Raw genomic sequence first — 13,731 nt, 5'->3', positions numbered from 1 at the left:
CTCACGTTCCGATCGCGGGCGCTCGCATCCTCGTGCGTGCGCTCACCGCCGGCTTCGATCGGCTGACCGGTCCCGTCGGTCGCATGAGCGACCGGATCGAAGCCCACCTGCTCGAGCGGACCCGGCTCCTCAGAGCCTTTTACGCGGATCCGTCCCACCGGCAGGCCGCGCCGCTCCCGTATCTCGACGCACCCCTCGACCTGGCGCTGCGCGGCGGCATCCGGGAAACCGCCTGACACCGTTGTCGGGTGCGGCCCCGCGCAGCGCGGCCCTCATCCGACTTCGCGCCCCTCCGCCCTCGGCAGGCTCTTGGCCGCGTGCTCCATCGCGTCGAACAACTTCTCGAGGTCCGGGCCTTCCAGGCAGTGGAAGCCGAGGGTGCGGCTCAAGAGCAGGCCGAGGGTGGCGAAGGTCAGCATCGCCCCGGCGCCCGGGCAGCAGGCCACGTCCTCCATCTGGGCGAGGCGCTGCTTGAGGAAGGCGTTGAAGCCGGCGAACGCCTCCGGGTTCTCGGCGGAGGCCAGCAGCAGCGCGCGGGGAAAGCCGTCCTCGTCGGCATAGACCTGCCTGGCATGCGCGATCAGCGCCAGGGGGAGGGCGGCCGGGCCCGGTCCCTGCTCCGCCTCGTGGGTCGCCACGCTCTCGCGGATCTCCCGCAGCTTGCGCTCGGCCAGGGCCGAGATCAGCGCATCTTTCGAGGCGTAGTGGTGGAGGACGCCCCCCTTGCTGAGCGTGGCTTCCGCCGCCACGGCGTCGATGGTGAGCGTGCGCGTCCCCATCCGCCGGATCAGGCGCTCGGCGGCGTCGAGGATGACCATCGGCCGGTCTTCGCGGCGGGTGCGCGCCTTTGTCATCGGTCTTCCAGCGGAACGGGGAGGGGGCCGATCCCCGGCCCGCATCGCCGAGAGAATCGGATTCATCAAGGACTTAACCGCGAACGCAAGCCTTACTCCGGAACGCGGAACCGGAGAAGTCGACCCGTCCGGAAAAGAAACCGTCTGGACGGTCGGTAAGATAGCCGATAAGGCTGCCCGCCGATAGGGTGCGTCGAGGCTCGGGGACGCGATGATGGTTTGGATGCCTGTTCTGCGGCGTGGAGGCGGGGTCGCGGCGCTGTGTGCCGCCCTCACGACCGTTGTCGCGCCGGCCCTGGCTGCCGGCGATGCGGCGCCCGTGAAGGCCCGGACGCCCGCCCTGGCCCTCGTACGCACGGTGATCGCGAAGCCCAGCACCATCGCGTCCGACCTGATCTTCACCGGCGACATCCAGGCCCAGTCGCAGGTCAACGTCTCCTTCCGCACCAACGGCAAGATCGCCAAGCGCCTCGTCGAGGTGGGGGACCATGTCGGCGCCGACCAGGTGCTGGCCAAGCTCGATCCGCAGGAACAGCGGGCCAACCTCAACAACGCCCAGGCCGCGCTCGCATCGGCGGAGGCGCTGCTGACCCAGGCCAAGCTCAGCTTCAAGCGCCAGGAGCAGTTGCTCGCCAGCGGCTACACCACGCGACCGAGCTACGACGACGCCGAGCAGCAGTTGCGCACCACGCAGGCCTCGGTGGATTCGGCCAAAGCCGCGCTCGGCACCGCCGAGGAGCAGTTCTCCTACACGGACCTGAAGGCGGGCGTCGACGGCATCGTGCTGAGCCGGACCTTCGAGGTGGGCCAGGTCGTGCAGGCCGGCCAGACCGTGCTGGCCATGGCGCAGGATGGGCCGCGCGACGCGGTGTTCAACATCTTTGAGGCTGTGCTGGCCGCCCCACCCGAGAGCAAGACCGTCGAGGTCACCCTCCAGGCCGATCCGCGCATCCGGACGGTGGGGCGCGTGCGCGAGATCTCGCCCAGCGTCGATCCGGCCTCCGGCACCGTGCGGGTCAAGGTCGGGTTGGAAGAGACGCCCAAAGCCATGAGCCTCGGCGCGGTGGTGATCGGCACCGGCAAGTTCCGGTCCCGGCCGGCGATCGTGCTGCCTTGGTCCGCCCTCTACCGCTGGGAGAACGGCCCCGCCGTTTGGGTGCGCGACACGGTCAACGGCACCGTCGCGCCGCGGCCCGTGGTGATCGAGCGCTACGGCCCGAACACCATCGCGCTGAAGGGCGGCGTCGAATCCGGCGAGGAGGTCGTCATCGCGGGAATTCAGCTGCTCCGGCCCGGCCAGAACGTCGCCGTCGCCGAGACCGTGGAGGCGACGCGATGATCCGCCCAGGCTTCGGCGCCCTCGCGCTCGCGGCACTCCTCGGCGCCTGCCAAGCGGCGGAGGAGGCGCCCGCCCCGCCGCCCGTGCGGCCGGTGCTTTACCGCGTGGTCAAGCCCGTGGAATCCCGGGTCTTCGGGCCCTTCGCGGGCGTGGTCGCACCGCGCTACCAGTCGGAGATCGGCTTCCAGATCGCCGGGCGCATGGTCGCCCGCGACGTCACCGTGGGCGACATCGTGCAGAAGGGGCAGCGGATCGCCGCCCTCGACCCCGTGGTGCCGCGCTTTGCCCTGACTCGGGCCGAGGCGGATCTCTCCGACGCCAAGGCGCAGGCCGAGAACGCCAACGCCACGGAGATCCGCCGCCGCCGCCTGCTCGCGGGCGGCAACGTCACCCAGGCCCAGCTCGACACGGCGGTGGCGAGCCGCGACACCGCCCAGGCCCGCCTCGCCCAGGCCGAGGCCAACCTGCAGAAGGCGCGCGATCAGATCGGCTACACAGAACTCCACGCGGATTTCGACGGTGTGGTCACGGTCCGCAGCGCCGAGGTCGGACAGGTGCTCAGCGCCGGCCAGGCCGTCGCGACGCTGGCCCGACCCGAGGAACGCGAGGCGGTGGTCGACATCCCCGAGGAACTCGTCGGCACCATGCCGACCGACGCCGAGTTCACCGTGGCCCTCCAGAGTGCCCCGGACGTCACCGCCACCGCGCGGGTGCGCGAGACCGCGCCCTTCGCCGACCCGGTCACCCGCACGCGGCGCATCCGGATGACCCTGCTGAAGCCCTCGGACGCCTTTCGCCTCGGCTCGACCCTGACCGTGACCCTGTCGCGCACGGAATCGCCGCACGTGGAGCTTCCCGCCGACGTGGTGCTGAGCCAGGACGGCCGCGACGCCGTCTGGCTGGTCGCAGCCGACGATCGCAGCGTTCTCAGGCAACCCGTCACCGTCACCCGCCGCGAGGGGAATCGCGCCCTCATCGGTGGCGGCCTCAAGGCCGGGGACCGCGTGGTCGTGGCCGGCATCCATTCCCTGCAGGAGGGACAGGCCGTGCGCCTGTCCGACAAGGCGCCGTGAGGCCCGTCCCCGGCCGTCCCGAGATCCATCGCCACCCCCGCGAGGCGAGAGCAAACCCGTGAAGTCCTTCAATCTGTCCGAATGGGCGCTGGAGCACCGCTCCTTCGTCTGGTTCCTGATGCTGATCTCGGTGGTGGCCGGGTTCCTGGCCTACCAGAAGCTCGGCCGCGAGGAGGATCCGCCCTTCGCGATCAAGACCATGATCGTGCAGGCGCGCTGGCCGGGCGCCACCATCGGCGACACCCTCGACCAGGTCACCGAGCGGATCGAGAAGGAATTGCAGCAGATCGACGCCGTCGACTTCAGCCGCAGCTACACCACGCCGGGCCAGGCCACCGTGTTCGTGCAGTTGCGCGAGACCACGCCGCCGAAAACCATCCCGGCGATCTTCTACCAGGTGCGCAAGCGCATCGGCGACATCCAGGGCACGTTCCCGCAGGGCCTGCAGGGGCCGTTCTTCAACGACGAGTTCGGCGACGTGTTCGGCAACGTCTACGCGTTCACCGCAGACGGCGTGACCCACCGCCAGTTGCGCGACTACGTCGAGCGGGTCCGCGCCGAGGTGAAGAAGGTACCGTCCGCGGGCAAGATGCAGCTCCTCGGGGCGCAGGACGAGGTGATCTACCTCGATTTCTCCACCCGCAAGCTCGCGGGCCTCGGCCTCGACACCAATTCTGTGATCAAGACCCTGCAATCGCAGAACGCCATCACGCCCTCGGGCGTGATCCAGGCGGGGCCGGAGCGTGTCTCCGTCCGCGTCGGCGGGCAGTTCGTCTCGGAGGAGAGCCTGCGCGCGGTGAATTTGCGGGTGAACGACCGCTTCTTCCGGCTCTCCGATGTGGCCGAGATCTCGCGCGGCTTCACCGATCCGCCCACCGATCTGTTCCGCTTCAACGGCCAGCCGGCGATCGGCCTCGCCATCGCCATGCAGCCTTCGGGCAACCTGCTGACCTTCGGCCACGACCTGAAGGAGCGGATGCGCAAGCTCGAGGGCGAATTGCCCGTGGGCGTCGGCATCCACCTCGTCTCGGATCAGCCCAAGATCGTGGAGGAGGCCGTGGGCGGCTTCACCAAGGCCCTCGTCGAGGCCGTGGTGATCGTGCTCGCGGTGAGCTTCATTTCGCTCGGCTGGCGCGCCGGCCTCGTGGTCTCGCTCTCGATCCCGCTGGTGCTCGCCATCGTGTTCGTGGTGATGCAGGTCATGGGGGTGACGCTGCAGCGCATCTCGCTCGGCGCCCTCATCATCGCGCTCGGCCTCCTTGTCGACGACGCGATGATCACCGTCGAGATGATGGTGGCGCGGCTGGAGGTCGGCGACAGCCTGAAGAAGGCCGCGACCTTCGCCTACACGTCCACCGCGTTTCCGATGCTCACCGGCACGCTGGTCACCGTGGCGGGCTTCCTGCCCATCGGCTTCAACGGCTCCTCGGCCGGCGAGTACACCTACTCGCTCTTCGTCGTCATCGCCGCCTCGCTCCTCGTCTCCTGGGTGGTCGCGGTGCTGTTTGCGCCCCTCATCGGCGTGAAGCTCCTGCCCAAGAACATGAAGCACAAGGACCACGGCGCCCCGAGCCGCGCCATGCGGATCTTCACGGGCCTGCTTCTGGGCGCCATGCGCTGGCGTTGGACCACGGTCGTCGCCTGCGTGGGGATGTTGGCGGCCTCCATGGTCGGCATGGGCTTCGTGCAGCAGCAGTTCTTCCCGTCCTCCGACCGGCCGGAACTCCTCGTCGACATGACGCTGCCGCAGAACGCCAGCATCGCCGAGACCAAGGGCCAGATGGACCGGTTCGAGGCGACGCTGGTGGGCGACCCCGAGGTCGCGCGCTGGTCGTCCTACGTGGGCCAGGGCGCGGTGCGCTTCTACCTGCCGCTGGACCAGCAACTCGGCAACGCCTTCTTCGGCCAGATCGTCATCGAGACGACGTCCATCGAGGCGCGCGACCGCATGAAGGTGAAGCTCGACAGGCTCGCCCGCGAGCAGTTCGTCGGCACCGACTTCCTGATCCACCCCCTCGATCTCGGTCCCCCCGTCGGGCGCCCGGTGCAGTACCGTCTCAGCGGCCCCGACCTGCAGACCCTGCGGGCGCACGCGCTGACGCTCGGCAACATCGTCGGCGGCAACCCGCATCTCGACGTGCCGACCTTCGACTGGAACGAGCCCGGCAAGGTGCTGAAGGTCGACATCATCCAGGACAAGGCGCGCCAGCTCGGCGTGACCTCCGAGGACATCGCCGGCCTGCTCAACGGCATCGTCGGCGGACGCTCGATCACCCAGGTCCGCGACTCGATCTATCTCGTCAACGTGGTCGCCCGCGCGCAGGCGGTGGAGCGCAACTCCCTCGACACGCTCCAGAGCCTGCAGATCCCGCTGGCCAACGGCAGCGTGGTGCCGCTCCTCGCCTTCGCGACGATCGGCTACGAACTCGAGCAGCCCATCGTCTGGCGGCGCGACCGGCTGCCGACCATCACGGTGCGCGCCTCCATCGCGGACGACACCCAGCCCGCCACGGTGGTCCAGCAGCTCGACGGACAGATCGCCGAATTCCGCAAGACCCTGCCGGACGGCTACGTCCTGGCGGTGGGCGGCGCCGTGGAGGAGAGTGCCAAGGGCCAGGGCCCGATCGCTGCCGTCGCGCCGGTGATGCTTCTCACCATGGCGATGTTCCTGATGATTCAGCTCCAGAGCTTCCAGAAGCTGTTTCTGGTGGCGAGCGTGGCGCCGCTGGGACTCATCGGCGTGGCGCTGGCCCTCCTCACCTTCAACAAACCGATGGGGTTCGTGGCGATCCTCGGCGTCCTGGCGCTCATCGGCATCATCGTGCGCAACTCGGTGATCCTCGTCACCCAGATCGACGAGTACGAGCGCGACGGTCTGGCGCCCTGGGACGCGGTGGTGGACGCCACCTGCCACCGCATGCGTCCGATCCTGCTGACCGCGGCGGCGGCGAGCCTCGGCCTCGTCCCCATCGCCCGCGAGGTGTTCTGGGGCCCGATGGCCTACGCGATGATCGGCGGCATCCTTGCGGCGACCTTCCTGACGCTGTTCTTCCTGCCCGCCCTGTATGTCGGCTGGTACCGCATCAAGGCGCCGCCGAAGGGCACGCCGCGCAAGGTCCACGGCGCCGACGGACAGGTTCATGGCGCCGAGGTGCCGGCCCATGCCGGGTGATCGCTAGGCGGGCGAATCCCCGCCGCGCGTTCCGGCCCGGTCGATTGTCGCATCGGGCCGGGAATCAGTCGTCGCGTAATACGGCTTGATGTCGAGGAGCGGGGTGCCATCGCGGCAATCGAGGCCGCGCACCCGCAGGCTGGCGCCGTCCCGGTCGAGGAGTTCGACCACCGAGAGGGCGATCGGGTTCGGGCGCGCGGGCGAGCGCAGCGAGAAGGTGCCCCGGCTCCCCTCCGCGTGGCGTGGGCGCTGGAGCACGAGGTCGCGGGCCGCCTCGTCCATCCAGTAGAGCACGATCAGATGGCTCGCGCCCTCGACGTTCTGGAGGCCCTCGGCGAAGGGCGCGTCGACGTCGAGCGTGCAGGTGGCCTCGGTCTGGCGTCCGTTCTTCGGGCACGCGCTCCGGGTCGCCCAGGGCGTGCGGATGCGGCCGATGAAGTACAGCCCGGCATCGAAGCTCCCGGGCAGAGGGATCGCCACCTCACCCGGTCGATGCCCTGACGTATCGCCCATGCGAAACCTGCCTTTCCTGCCGTATGTCGGCATACGATGTCCGTTTCGGACAAGCGGTTGCGCGGGGCAAGCGGCGGATCGGGTCCGTCAGGCGGCGGCGTTCGGGAGCGCGGTACGCGCGCCGTGGGTGTAGCGCCGGAACCCCGCGATCGGACCGGGGCGGCCGATGAAGTAGCCTTGCGCGGCATGGCAGTTCTCGGCCGCCAGGAACGCGAGTTCCTCGCGGGTCTCGACGCCCTCGGCGATGACCGGAAGGCCGAGCCCGGCTCCGAGGCCGAGCACCGAGCGCACGATGGCCGCGGCCTGCGGATTGGAATCCACCGCGGCGATGAACGACCCGTCGATCTTGATCTTGTCGAAGGGAAACACCCGCAGGTTCGACAGGGACGAGTAGCCCGTCCCGAAATCGTCCATGGCGATCTGGAGGCCGAGGGCCTTCAACCGTCGCAGGTTGATCAGGGCGCGGTCCGGATCGCGGATCAGGGCCGTTTCGGTGATCTCGAGTTCGAGGCGCGCCGGATCGAGGCCGGTCTCGGAGAGGATCGCCTGGACGCAGGCGGCAAAGCCCGGATCGTGGATCTGCAGACCCGAGACGTTGACCGCGATGGTCAGCGGCGTCATCCAGCCCGCCGCCTCGCGGCAGGCCTCGCGCAGGACCCAGGCCCCGATCTCCAGGATCAGCCCGCTCTCCTCGGCGATGGGAATGAAGACGGCGGGCGACACGAAGCCCCGCGCGGCGTGGTTCCAGCGCAGTAGCGCCTCGAAGCCGATCGCCGCCCCGGTGCCGACCTCGACCTGCGGCTGATAGACGAGGCGCAGTTCGTCCTGGGCGATGGCCCGGCGCAGCTCCTTTTCGAGGACGCGGCGCTCGCGCACGTCGCTGCCCATCGCCGCTTCGAAGAAACGGTAACTTCCCCGGCCCACCGCCTTGGCGAGCAGGAGGGCGGTGTCGGCGGCGACCAGGAGGTCGTTGCGGTTACGGGCATCGTCGGGAAACATCGCGATGCCGATGGTGGCGCCCGGAACCGGCTCGCTGCCGCCGAGGCCGTCCCAGGCATACAGGGCGGCCCGGATCTCCTCGGCCAGACGACCGGCCGTGACCGCATGGGTGCAGGGCGTCACCACGGCGAACTCGTCGCCGCCGACCCGTGCCATGAGCTGGGTATCGTTCAGGAGGCCGCTGACGAGGCCGGCGACCCGAGCCAGGGTCGCGTCCCCGACGGCGTGCCCGAACAGGTCGTTGACCTCCTTGAACCCGTCGAGATCGATATAGAGGAGGGCCAGCCGCGTGCCGGTCGCGGAGGCCTGCAGCAGGCGCCGGTCGAGACAGTCGTGGAAGTTCTGCCGGTTGGGCAGTCCGGTGAGTGAATCGTGCCCGGAGAGGAAGCGGATCTGGCGTTCCGCGCGACGCCGCGCGCTGAGATCGCGGACCGCGAGCGCCACGTGGGGGGCACGCGCGTAGGCGACCGGCCGCATGATCAGTTCGACGGGCAGCTCCGTGCCGTCCGACCGGCGCAAGGTGCCCTCGACGCCGTCCTCGGAGAGGTCCGCCAGGGTCTGGCGTGTCGCGGCATCGGGCAGGAAGCGCGCCAATTCCATGCCGGTCAGGGCCTTCGCTTCCGTGCCGGTCAGGGCGGCGAAGCTGTCGTTGGCGCTGACGATGATTCCGTCCTGGCAGATCACCAGGCCTTCCACGGCGGCGTTGGCGAGGCTCTTCAGGCGTCCGCGATAGATGTCGCGCTGCCGGTCGCGGATGTCGACGATGAGGGCGGCGCAGGCCATCATCAGGATCGACAAGCTGGCGATGGCCACCGGAAGGGCGAGCCAGAGCGGTGGCACGATCCCGTCCGAAACGACAACCTGCGGATCGGGGCGCATGGCGAAGGCCGCCATGGCGATCAGGTGATGGCTGCAGATGGCGATCGCCAGCAGCGCCGCCCCGAGGATGCGGTCCCGCGCCCTGTCGCGGGTCAGGCCGACCCATAGGGCGGCGGTGGCGAACGCGGCACCGGCGACGACCGAGAGCACGACGAGGGCGGCCTGCCAGACCATGTGACCGGCGAACTCGTAGGCCGCCATCCCGGTGTAATGCATCGCCGCGATGCCGAGGCCGACGATCGCGCCACCGGCGAGGGGGGCCGCCCGCGCGGTCCAGAAGATCGCCGTCGCGAGGCCGATCCCGCTGAAAACAATTCCCAACGCCAGCGAGATCAGCATCGGCGCGACCGCGTACCCGACCGGTATCCCCGGATCACAGGACAGCATGCCGATGAAATGCGTGGCCCAGATGCCCGACCCGCCGGCGAGCGCCGCGATACCGACCCAGCCGCCACGCCAGCCACCGGCGGTTCGTTGTGCGTGTTTCAGAAGTGCAATGGTCGCGCTCGCGGCCAGGGTGCAGATGATCGTCGCCAGGGCCACAAGCCAGGGGTCGTTCTCGGTGATGAAACAACCAATGACTGTCAGCATCGACGCACGTTTCCCCTTCTGGTCGTCGACTTACCGCTGGGCGGACACATGGTCGCCGCCCATGGCGTACTGCTCAATATGCCTCATTTGTTGGTTGTATCATAGTTCATACTGAGTCCGTGGTGCAGCATAGGTTAAGCCGGTCGCCCCGTGGCCGCGGACCAGATTGGGTGCGCAGTGCCGGCACCGAAACCTCGCCGAAGACTCCACCGTCGCGTCCCGGGGCCCCGCGTTGTATGAGGGCGCCTGACCGAAGGTTTGGCCAGGAGGCACCGTGATCCGCGACGAGCTGAGACCGATGGAAACCGTCTCCGATCCCGAGACCGCGGTGGACCGTCTGGCCGCGCTGCATGCGGGGGCGACCGAGGCGCTGCAATCGGCCCTCACGCGCTATCTCGACGGCGGACCGCCCCCCGACGCCACCGAGCGGCTGCAGTTCCGCTACCCGGAGCTGCGCGTCACCTACCATCCGGTCGGCCCGATGCCGCGGGTCTCGCGGGCCACGGCGAAATTCCAGGCACCGGGCACCTACGCCACCACCGTGACCCAGCCCGCGCATTTTCGCGGCTACCTCCTGGAGCAGCTCAGACCCCTGGTGCGCGATTACGGCGCCACCCTGGAGGTGGGTCTGAGCGCGCAGGAGATCCCCTATCCCTACGTGATCGAGCCCGGCGCCGATCTCGGGGGCAGCGGCGCGACCCCGCGCGATCTCGCGACCTACTTCCCCGTGCCGCTGCTCTCGGTGGTGGGCGACGAGATCGCCGACGGGCTCTGGCACGACGTGCCCGATGCACCACGCCCGCTGGCGCTGTTCGACGCCATCCGGACCGACTACTCCCTGCGCCGCCTCGTGCACTACACCGGCAGCGACTGGCGCGACGTGCAGCCCTGGATCCTGCTGACGAACTACCACCGCTACGTCGACGGCTTCATCCGCCACGGTCTGGAGCGCCTCGCGCGGGGCGACGACGGCTTCGAGCGGATGATCCTGCCCGGCGGCGTCTCGGTCTCGCGGGCGGAGGCGGCGGGCGTCGATCCGGCGGCCCTGATCGCGGCCTCGCCCTGGCACAAGTACCAGATGCCGGCCTATCACCTCGTGGCGCGCGGGCCCGATGGAGCTCAGCAGGGCACGACGCTGGTGAATATCGGCGTCGGCCCCTCGAACGCCAAGACGATCACCGACCACCTCGCGGTGCTGCGTCCGCATTGCTGGTTGATGGTCGGCCATTGCGGGGGCCTGCGCCAATCGCAGACCATCGGCGACTACGTGCTGGCCCACGGCTACCTGCGCCGCGACCGCATCCTCGACGAACTGGTGCCGCCCGACGTGCCGGTGCCGGCGCTGGCCGAGGTGCAACTCGCCCTCCAGGCAGCGGCGGCCCAGATCACGGGCGAGCAGAGCGAGGCGCTGAAGCGGCGCCTGCGCACCGGCACGGTGGTGACCTACGACGACCGCAACTGGGAGCTCCGGTTCTCCCAGGAGCGCCGGCGCATCAACCTGTCCCGCGCCATCGGCGTCGACATGGAGAGCGGCACCATCGCGGCGCAGGGCTACCGCCTGCGCGTCCCCTACGGCACCCTGCTCTGCGTCTCCGACAAGCCGCTGCATGGCGAGATCAAGCTGCCGGGCGCGGCCAACGCCTTCTACGAGCGTGCGGTGGCCGAGCACCTGCTCATCGGTCTCGCCGCCCTCGACCACCTGCGCGCCGAGCGCCACGGCCTGCACTCGCGAAAACTCCGCAGCTTCGACGAGCCGCCGTTCCGCTGAGGCTTCAGGCCGGTTCGATCGCCGGTTCCGCCAGGTCCGCCGGCTGAAACTCCGGGAAGATCGCCCGCACGGTGGTGCCTTCCTCCGGCGCGCTCTCGATGACGAGGCGGCCCCGGTGGCGGTTGACGATGTGCTTGACGATGGCGAGTCCGAGGCCGGTTCCACCCTGGTCGCGGCTGGAGGCGACATCGACCCGGTAGAACCGCTCCGTGAGCCGGGGAATGTGCTCTGCGGCGATCCCGGGCCCCTCGTCACGCACCGCGAGGACGATGCCGTCCCGGCTGGTGGCCGCGTCGGTCTGGCGCCCCAGCGTCACCGCCACGAGGCCGCCGCTGCCGCCGTACTTCACGGCGTTCTCGATCAGGTTCTCGACCACCCGCAGGAGTTCGTCGCGCTCGCCGAGGATGGGGTGTGGCCCGTCCACGTCGAAGGTGAGGGTGACCCCGCGCGCGCGCGCGAGCGGTCCTTGCGTGTCCACCATCTGGCGGGCGATGCGAGTGAGGTCGACGGGGCGCGTCGGCGGTACGTGCTCGCGCAGTTCGATCCGCGAGAGCGAGAGCAGGTCGTCCACGAGGCGGGCCATGCGCTGGGCCTGGCTCTTCATGATGCCGAGGAAGCGCTCGCGCGCAGGCGGATCGTTGCGGGCCGGGCCCTGCAGGGTCTCGATGAAGCCGAGCAGGGAGGCGAGCGGCGTGCGCAGCTCGTGGCTCGCATTGGCGACGAAATCGACCCGCATCGCTTCGAGCCGCCGGGCGGAGGTGAGGTCGCGCAGGAACAGCACCACGTTCGGCTGCCCACCGACCGCGCCGTCGGGCATCGGCAGGGCGCCGATCTGCACCTCGAAGGCGCGCTCGGTGGGGACGCGGGTGGCGTAGAGGGTCTTCAAGCCAGCACCGGTGCGTAGCACCTCCTCGATGCCGTCGAGCACGTCAGGTGCGCGCAGCGCGAAGGACAGGGGGTGGCGCAGCTTGAGGGCCGGCAGGAGGGCACGCGCGGCCGGGTTGACCTCGATCACCACGGCGCGGCGATCCACCAGGATGACGGGATCGGGAATGTTGGCGAGCAGCGCTTCGGCCACCGAATGGCGGGTGGACGCCGCATGCTCGGGCGCCCGAACGACGCGCGACTGGCCGAGGCTGCCGATGATTCCTCCGGCGCAGGCCGCCACCAGGGACGCAGCGACGAGTGGCCAGTCGAGGGTGCCGCGCCCGGCGCAGAAGACGCCGAGTCCCGCCGCCGTCACGGCGGCGGCGGTCCAGGCCGATCGGCGCGTCCCCCGTGCCATGCGGAACCCCCTCCGAGATGATGCGTCCGCGTCAGGTCTTTTGCGTCAGGCCTTTGGCGTCCCGAGCGCGTTTGACGACCTCGTACACGGTGAGCATGACAAGCGCGATGACGAAGGGGACGAGGTAGTAGCAGACCCGGAACAGCAGAAGCGAGCCCAGCACCTGATCGCGCGGCAGGCTGGAGAGCGCGAGCAGGATGGTGGCCTCGAAGACTCCGATGCCGCCCGGCGCGTTCGACGCGATGCCCAGCATGGCGGCGAGCACGTAGATCGCCACGAAGGTGGTGAAGCCGATGGAGGTGCCCGCCGGCAGCAGTACGTAGAGCGTGGCGGCGGCCGCGCATACGTCGCCGATGCCGACCACCATCTGGCTGAGCGAGACCGAGGCGCCGGGAAGCTCCAGGCGCCAGCTTCGCACCCGCACGCTGCGGCGCTTCATGGAGACCCAGAACAGGTAAGCCACCACCGCCACGAGGGCGCCGAAGCCGACGCCCTGGTTGAGGGCGATGCTGGTGAAGGTGAGTGCGGCAAGCTGCCCCGCCTCTGCGACGAGGCTGAGGCCGAGGACGACGCCCATGCCGAGCCAGAAGGTGAAGCCCGCGATGACCGTGAGCGCCGCGATCTTGGCCGGCGACAGGCCCTTGCTGGAGTAGATCCAGTAGCGGATCGTCCCCGCCGTCAGCAGGGGGAACCCCAGGGTGAAGCTGACCGCATAGCTGGTGAAGGAGGCCAGAGCCGTGGTCCGGTAGGGGACCTTGAGCTTGAGTTGCCGCAGCGCGAGCGCGTCGTAGCAGGTGAGGAAAAGGTAGCTGATCCCGACGAACAGGAAGGCCAGCCCGAGCTGCTCGCCGGTCGCGGCGGTGAAGGCCGCATGCATCTCGGCCCAGGTAACGGATTGGACGAGCTTCCACAGGACGAACAGCGAGCCGGCGAAGATGACGAGGCTGGCGATGGTCCCCAGCCAGGCGTAGCGGCCCCGCATCCCGGACTTCGGCGCCACGGCCTCTGCGTCCGTCGCCGCGGCCATGGAATCACCCGGCGCGAGCGCCTCCGCGGTCTCGACCTGCTTGTGCTGTCCGGCAAAGTTCATCGTGTCGGCGTCCGCCTCCGCTGGGTGTCCCGCGCTCGGCCTCGTCGGCGGCATGGGTCATCCCGAGCTTGTGCCGGACCGCGGCCCGTCGCCCGCATTTAGGGGCATCGGTGGGCAATTGCCAGCGAGGCAGGCGCAATGCCCACCGTCGATGCAGGCCGCCGCATG

Annotated in this window: 10 protein-coding genes; 5 read left to right on the top strand and 5 right to left on the bottom strand. The window is 69.7% G+C overall.

Annotation, left to right across the window (positions count from 1 at the left end; all coding sequences use genetic code 11):
- On the top strand, positions 1-236 hold a 236-nt coding region (locus JWQ05_RS12455; protein WP_299658762.1), incomplete at its 5' end, for a hypothetical protein.
- Between the two features lie 36 nt (positions 237-272).
- Here the strand turns inward: JWQ05_RS12455 and JWQ05_RS12450 are convergent.
- The gene (locus JWQ05_RS12450; RefSeq protein WP_299658761.1) at positions 273-854 is read right to left on the bottom strand and encodes a TetR/AcrR family transcriptional regulator; all 582 of its coding nucleotides are present in this window, start codon (positions 852-854) and stop codon (positions 273-275) included.
- Positions 855-1,077: 223 nt separating this feature from the next.
- Between JWQ05_RS12450 and JWQ05_RS12445 the strand changes: the two genes are divergently transcribed.
- From JWQ05_RS12445 to JWQ05_RS12435, 3 genes are read left to right on the top strand one after another with little or no spacing between them, the layout of a single operon-like run.
- A complete protein-coding gene (locus JWQ05_RS12445; protein ID WP_299658760.1) occupies positions 1,078-2,193 on the top strand; it encodes an efflux RND transporter periplasmic adaptor subunit in 1,116 nt (371 codons plus the stop codon).
- A complete protein-coding gene (locus JWQ05_RS12440; RefSeq protein ID WP_299658759.1) occupies positions 2,190-3,266 on the top strand; it encodes an efflux RND transporter periplasmic adaptor subunit in 1,077 nt (358 codons plus the stop codon). Before JWQ05_RS12445 ends, JWQ05_RS12440 begins: the two co-directional genes overlap by 4 nt.
- Before the next feature lie 58 nt (positions 3,267-3,324).
- Positions 3,325-6,438: an efflux RND transporter permease subunit gene (locus JWQ05_RS12435; protein ID WP_299658758.1), complete on the top strand. Its 3,114-nt coding sequence runs from the start codon at positions 3,325-3,327 to the stop codon at positions 6,436-6,438.
- A gap of 3 nt (positions 6,439-6,441) precedes the next feature.
- Here the strand turns inward: JWQ05_RS12435 and tsaA are convergent, their stop codons facing one another.
- The gene (gene tsaA / locus JWQ05_RS12430) at positions 6,442-6,951 is read right to left on the bottom strand and encodes a tRNA (N6-threonylcarbamoyladenosine(37)-N6)-methyltransferase TrmO (protein WP_299658757.1); all 510 of its coding nucleotides are present in this window, start codon (positions 6,949-6,951) and stop codon (positions 6,442-6,444) included.
- Between the two features lie 87 nt (positions 6,952-7,038).
- A complete protein-coding gene (locus tag JWQ05_RS12425; protein WP_299658756.1) occupies positions 7,039-9,420 on the bottom strand; it encodes an EAL domain-containing protein in 2,382 nt (793 codons plus the stop codon).
- A gap of 274 nt (positions 9,421-9,694) precedes the next feature.
- Here JWQ05_RS12425 and JWQ05_RS12420 point away from each other — a divergent pair, with 274 nt between their 5' ends.
- Positions 9,695-11,188 (top strand): AMP nucleosidase, encoded by a 1,494-nt coding sequence (locus JWQ05_RS12420; RefSeq protein ID WP_366944590.1) that lies wholly within the window; start codon positions 9,695-9,697, stop codon positions 11,186-11,188.
- Between the two features lie 4 nt (positions 11,189-11,192).
- Here JWQ05_RS12420 and JWQ05_RS12415 read toward each other — a convergent pair whose 3' ends face one another.
- Complete coding sequence (locus JWQ05_RS12415; protein ID WP_299658754.1) at positions 11,193-12,473, bottom strand: ATP-binding protein; 1,281 nt, start codon at positions 12,471-12,473, stop codon at positions 11,193-11,195.
- Between the two features lie 31 nt (positions 12,474-12,504).
- Entirely contained in the window at positions 12,505-13,563 is a 1,059-nt protein-coding gene (locus JWQ05_RS12410) for a lysylphosphatidylglycerol synthase domain-containing protein (protein WP_299658753.1), read from the bottom strand.
- Between the last annotated feature and the right edge of the window lie 168 nt (positions 13,564-13,731).

Origin of the sequence: Methylobacterium sp., from assembly GCF_028290105.1 — a bacterium.
Taxonomy (GTDB): Bacteria; Pseudomonadota; Alphaproteobacteria; order Rhizobiales; family Beijerinckiaceae; genus Methylobacterium.
This window is presented reverse-complemented; position numbering and strand designations above follow the sequence as displayed.

Excerpts from the sequence above, each read along its gene's own strand:
- JWQ05_RS12450 (WP_299658761.1), bottom strand. The coding sequence starts at position 854 with ATGACAAAGGCGCGCACCCGCCGCGAAGACCGGCCGATGGTCATCCTC.
- JWQ05_RS12445 (WP_299658760.1), top strand. The coding sequence starts at position 1,078 with ATGCCTGTTCTGCGGCGTGGAGGCGGGGTCGCGGCGCTGTGTGCCGCC.
- JWQ05_RS12440 (WP_299658759.1), top strand. The coding sequence starts at position 2,190 with ATGATCCGCCCAGGCTTCGGCGCCCTCGCGCTCGCGGCACTCCTCGGC.
- tsaA (WP_299658757.1), bottom strand. The coding sequence starts at position 6,951 with ATGGGCGATACGTCAGGGCATCGACCGGGTGAGGTGGCGATCCCTCTG.
- JWQ05_RS12425 (WP_299658756.1), bottom strand. The coding sequence starts at position 9,420 with ATGCTGACAGTCATTGGTTGTTTCATCACCGAGAACGACCCCTGGCTT.
- JWQ05_RS12415 (WP_299658754.1), bottom strand. The coding sequence starts at position 12,473 with ATGGCACGGGGGACGCGCCGATCGGCCTGGACCGCCGCCGCCGTGACG.
- JWQ05_RS12410 (WP_299658753.1), bottom strand. The coding sequence starts at position 13,563 with ATGAACTTTGCCGGACAGCACAAGCAGGTCGAGACCGCGGAGGCGCTC.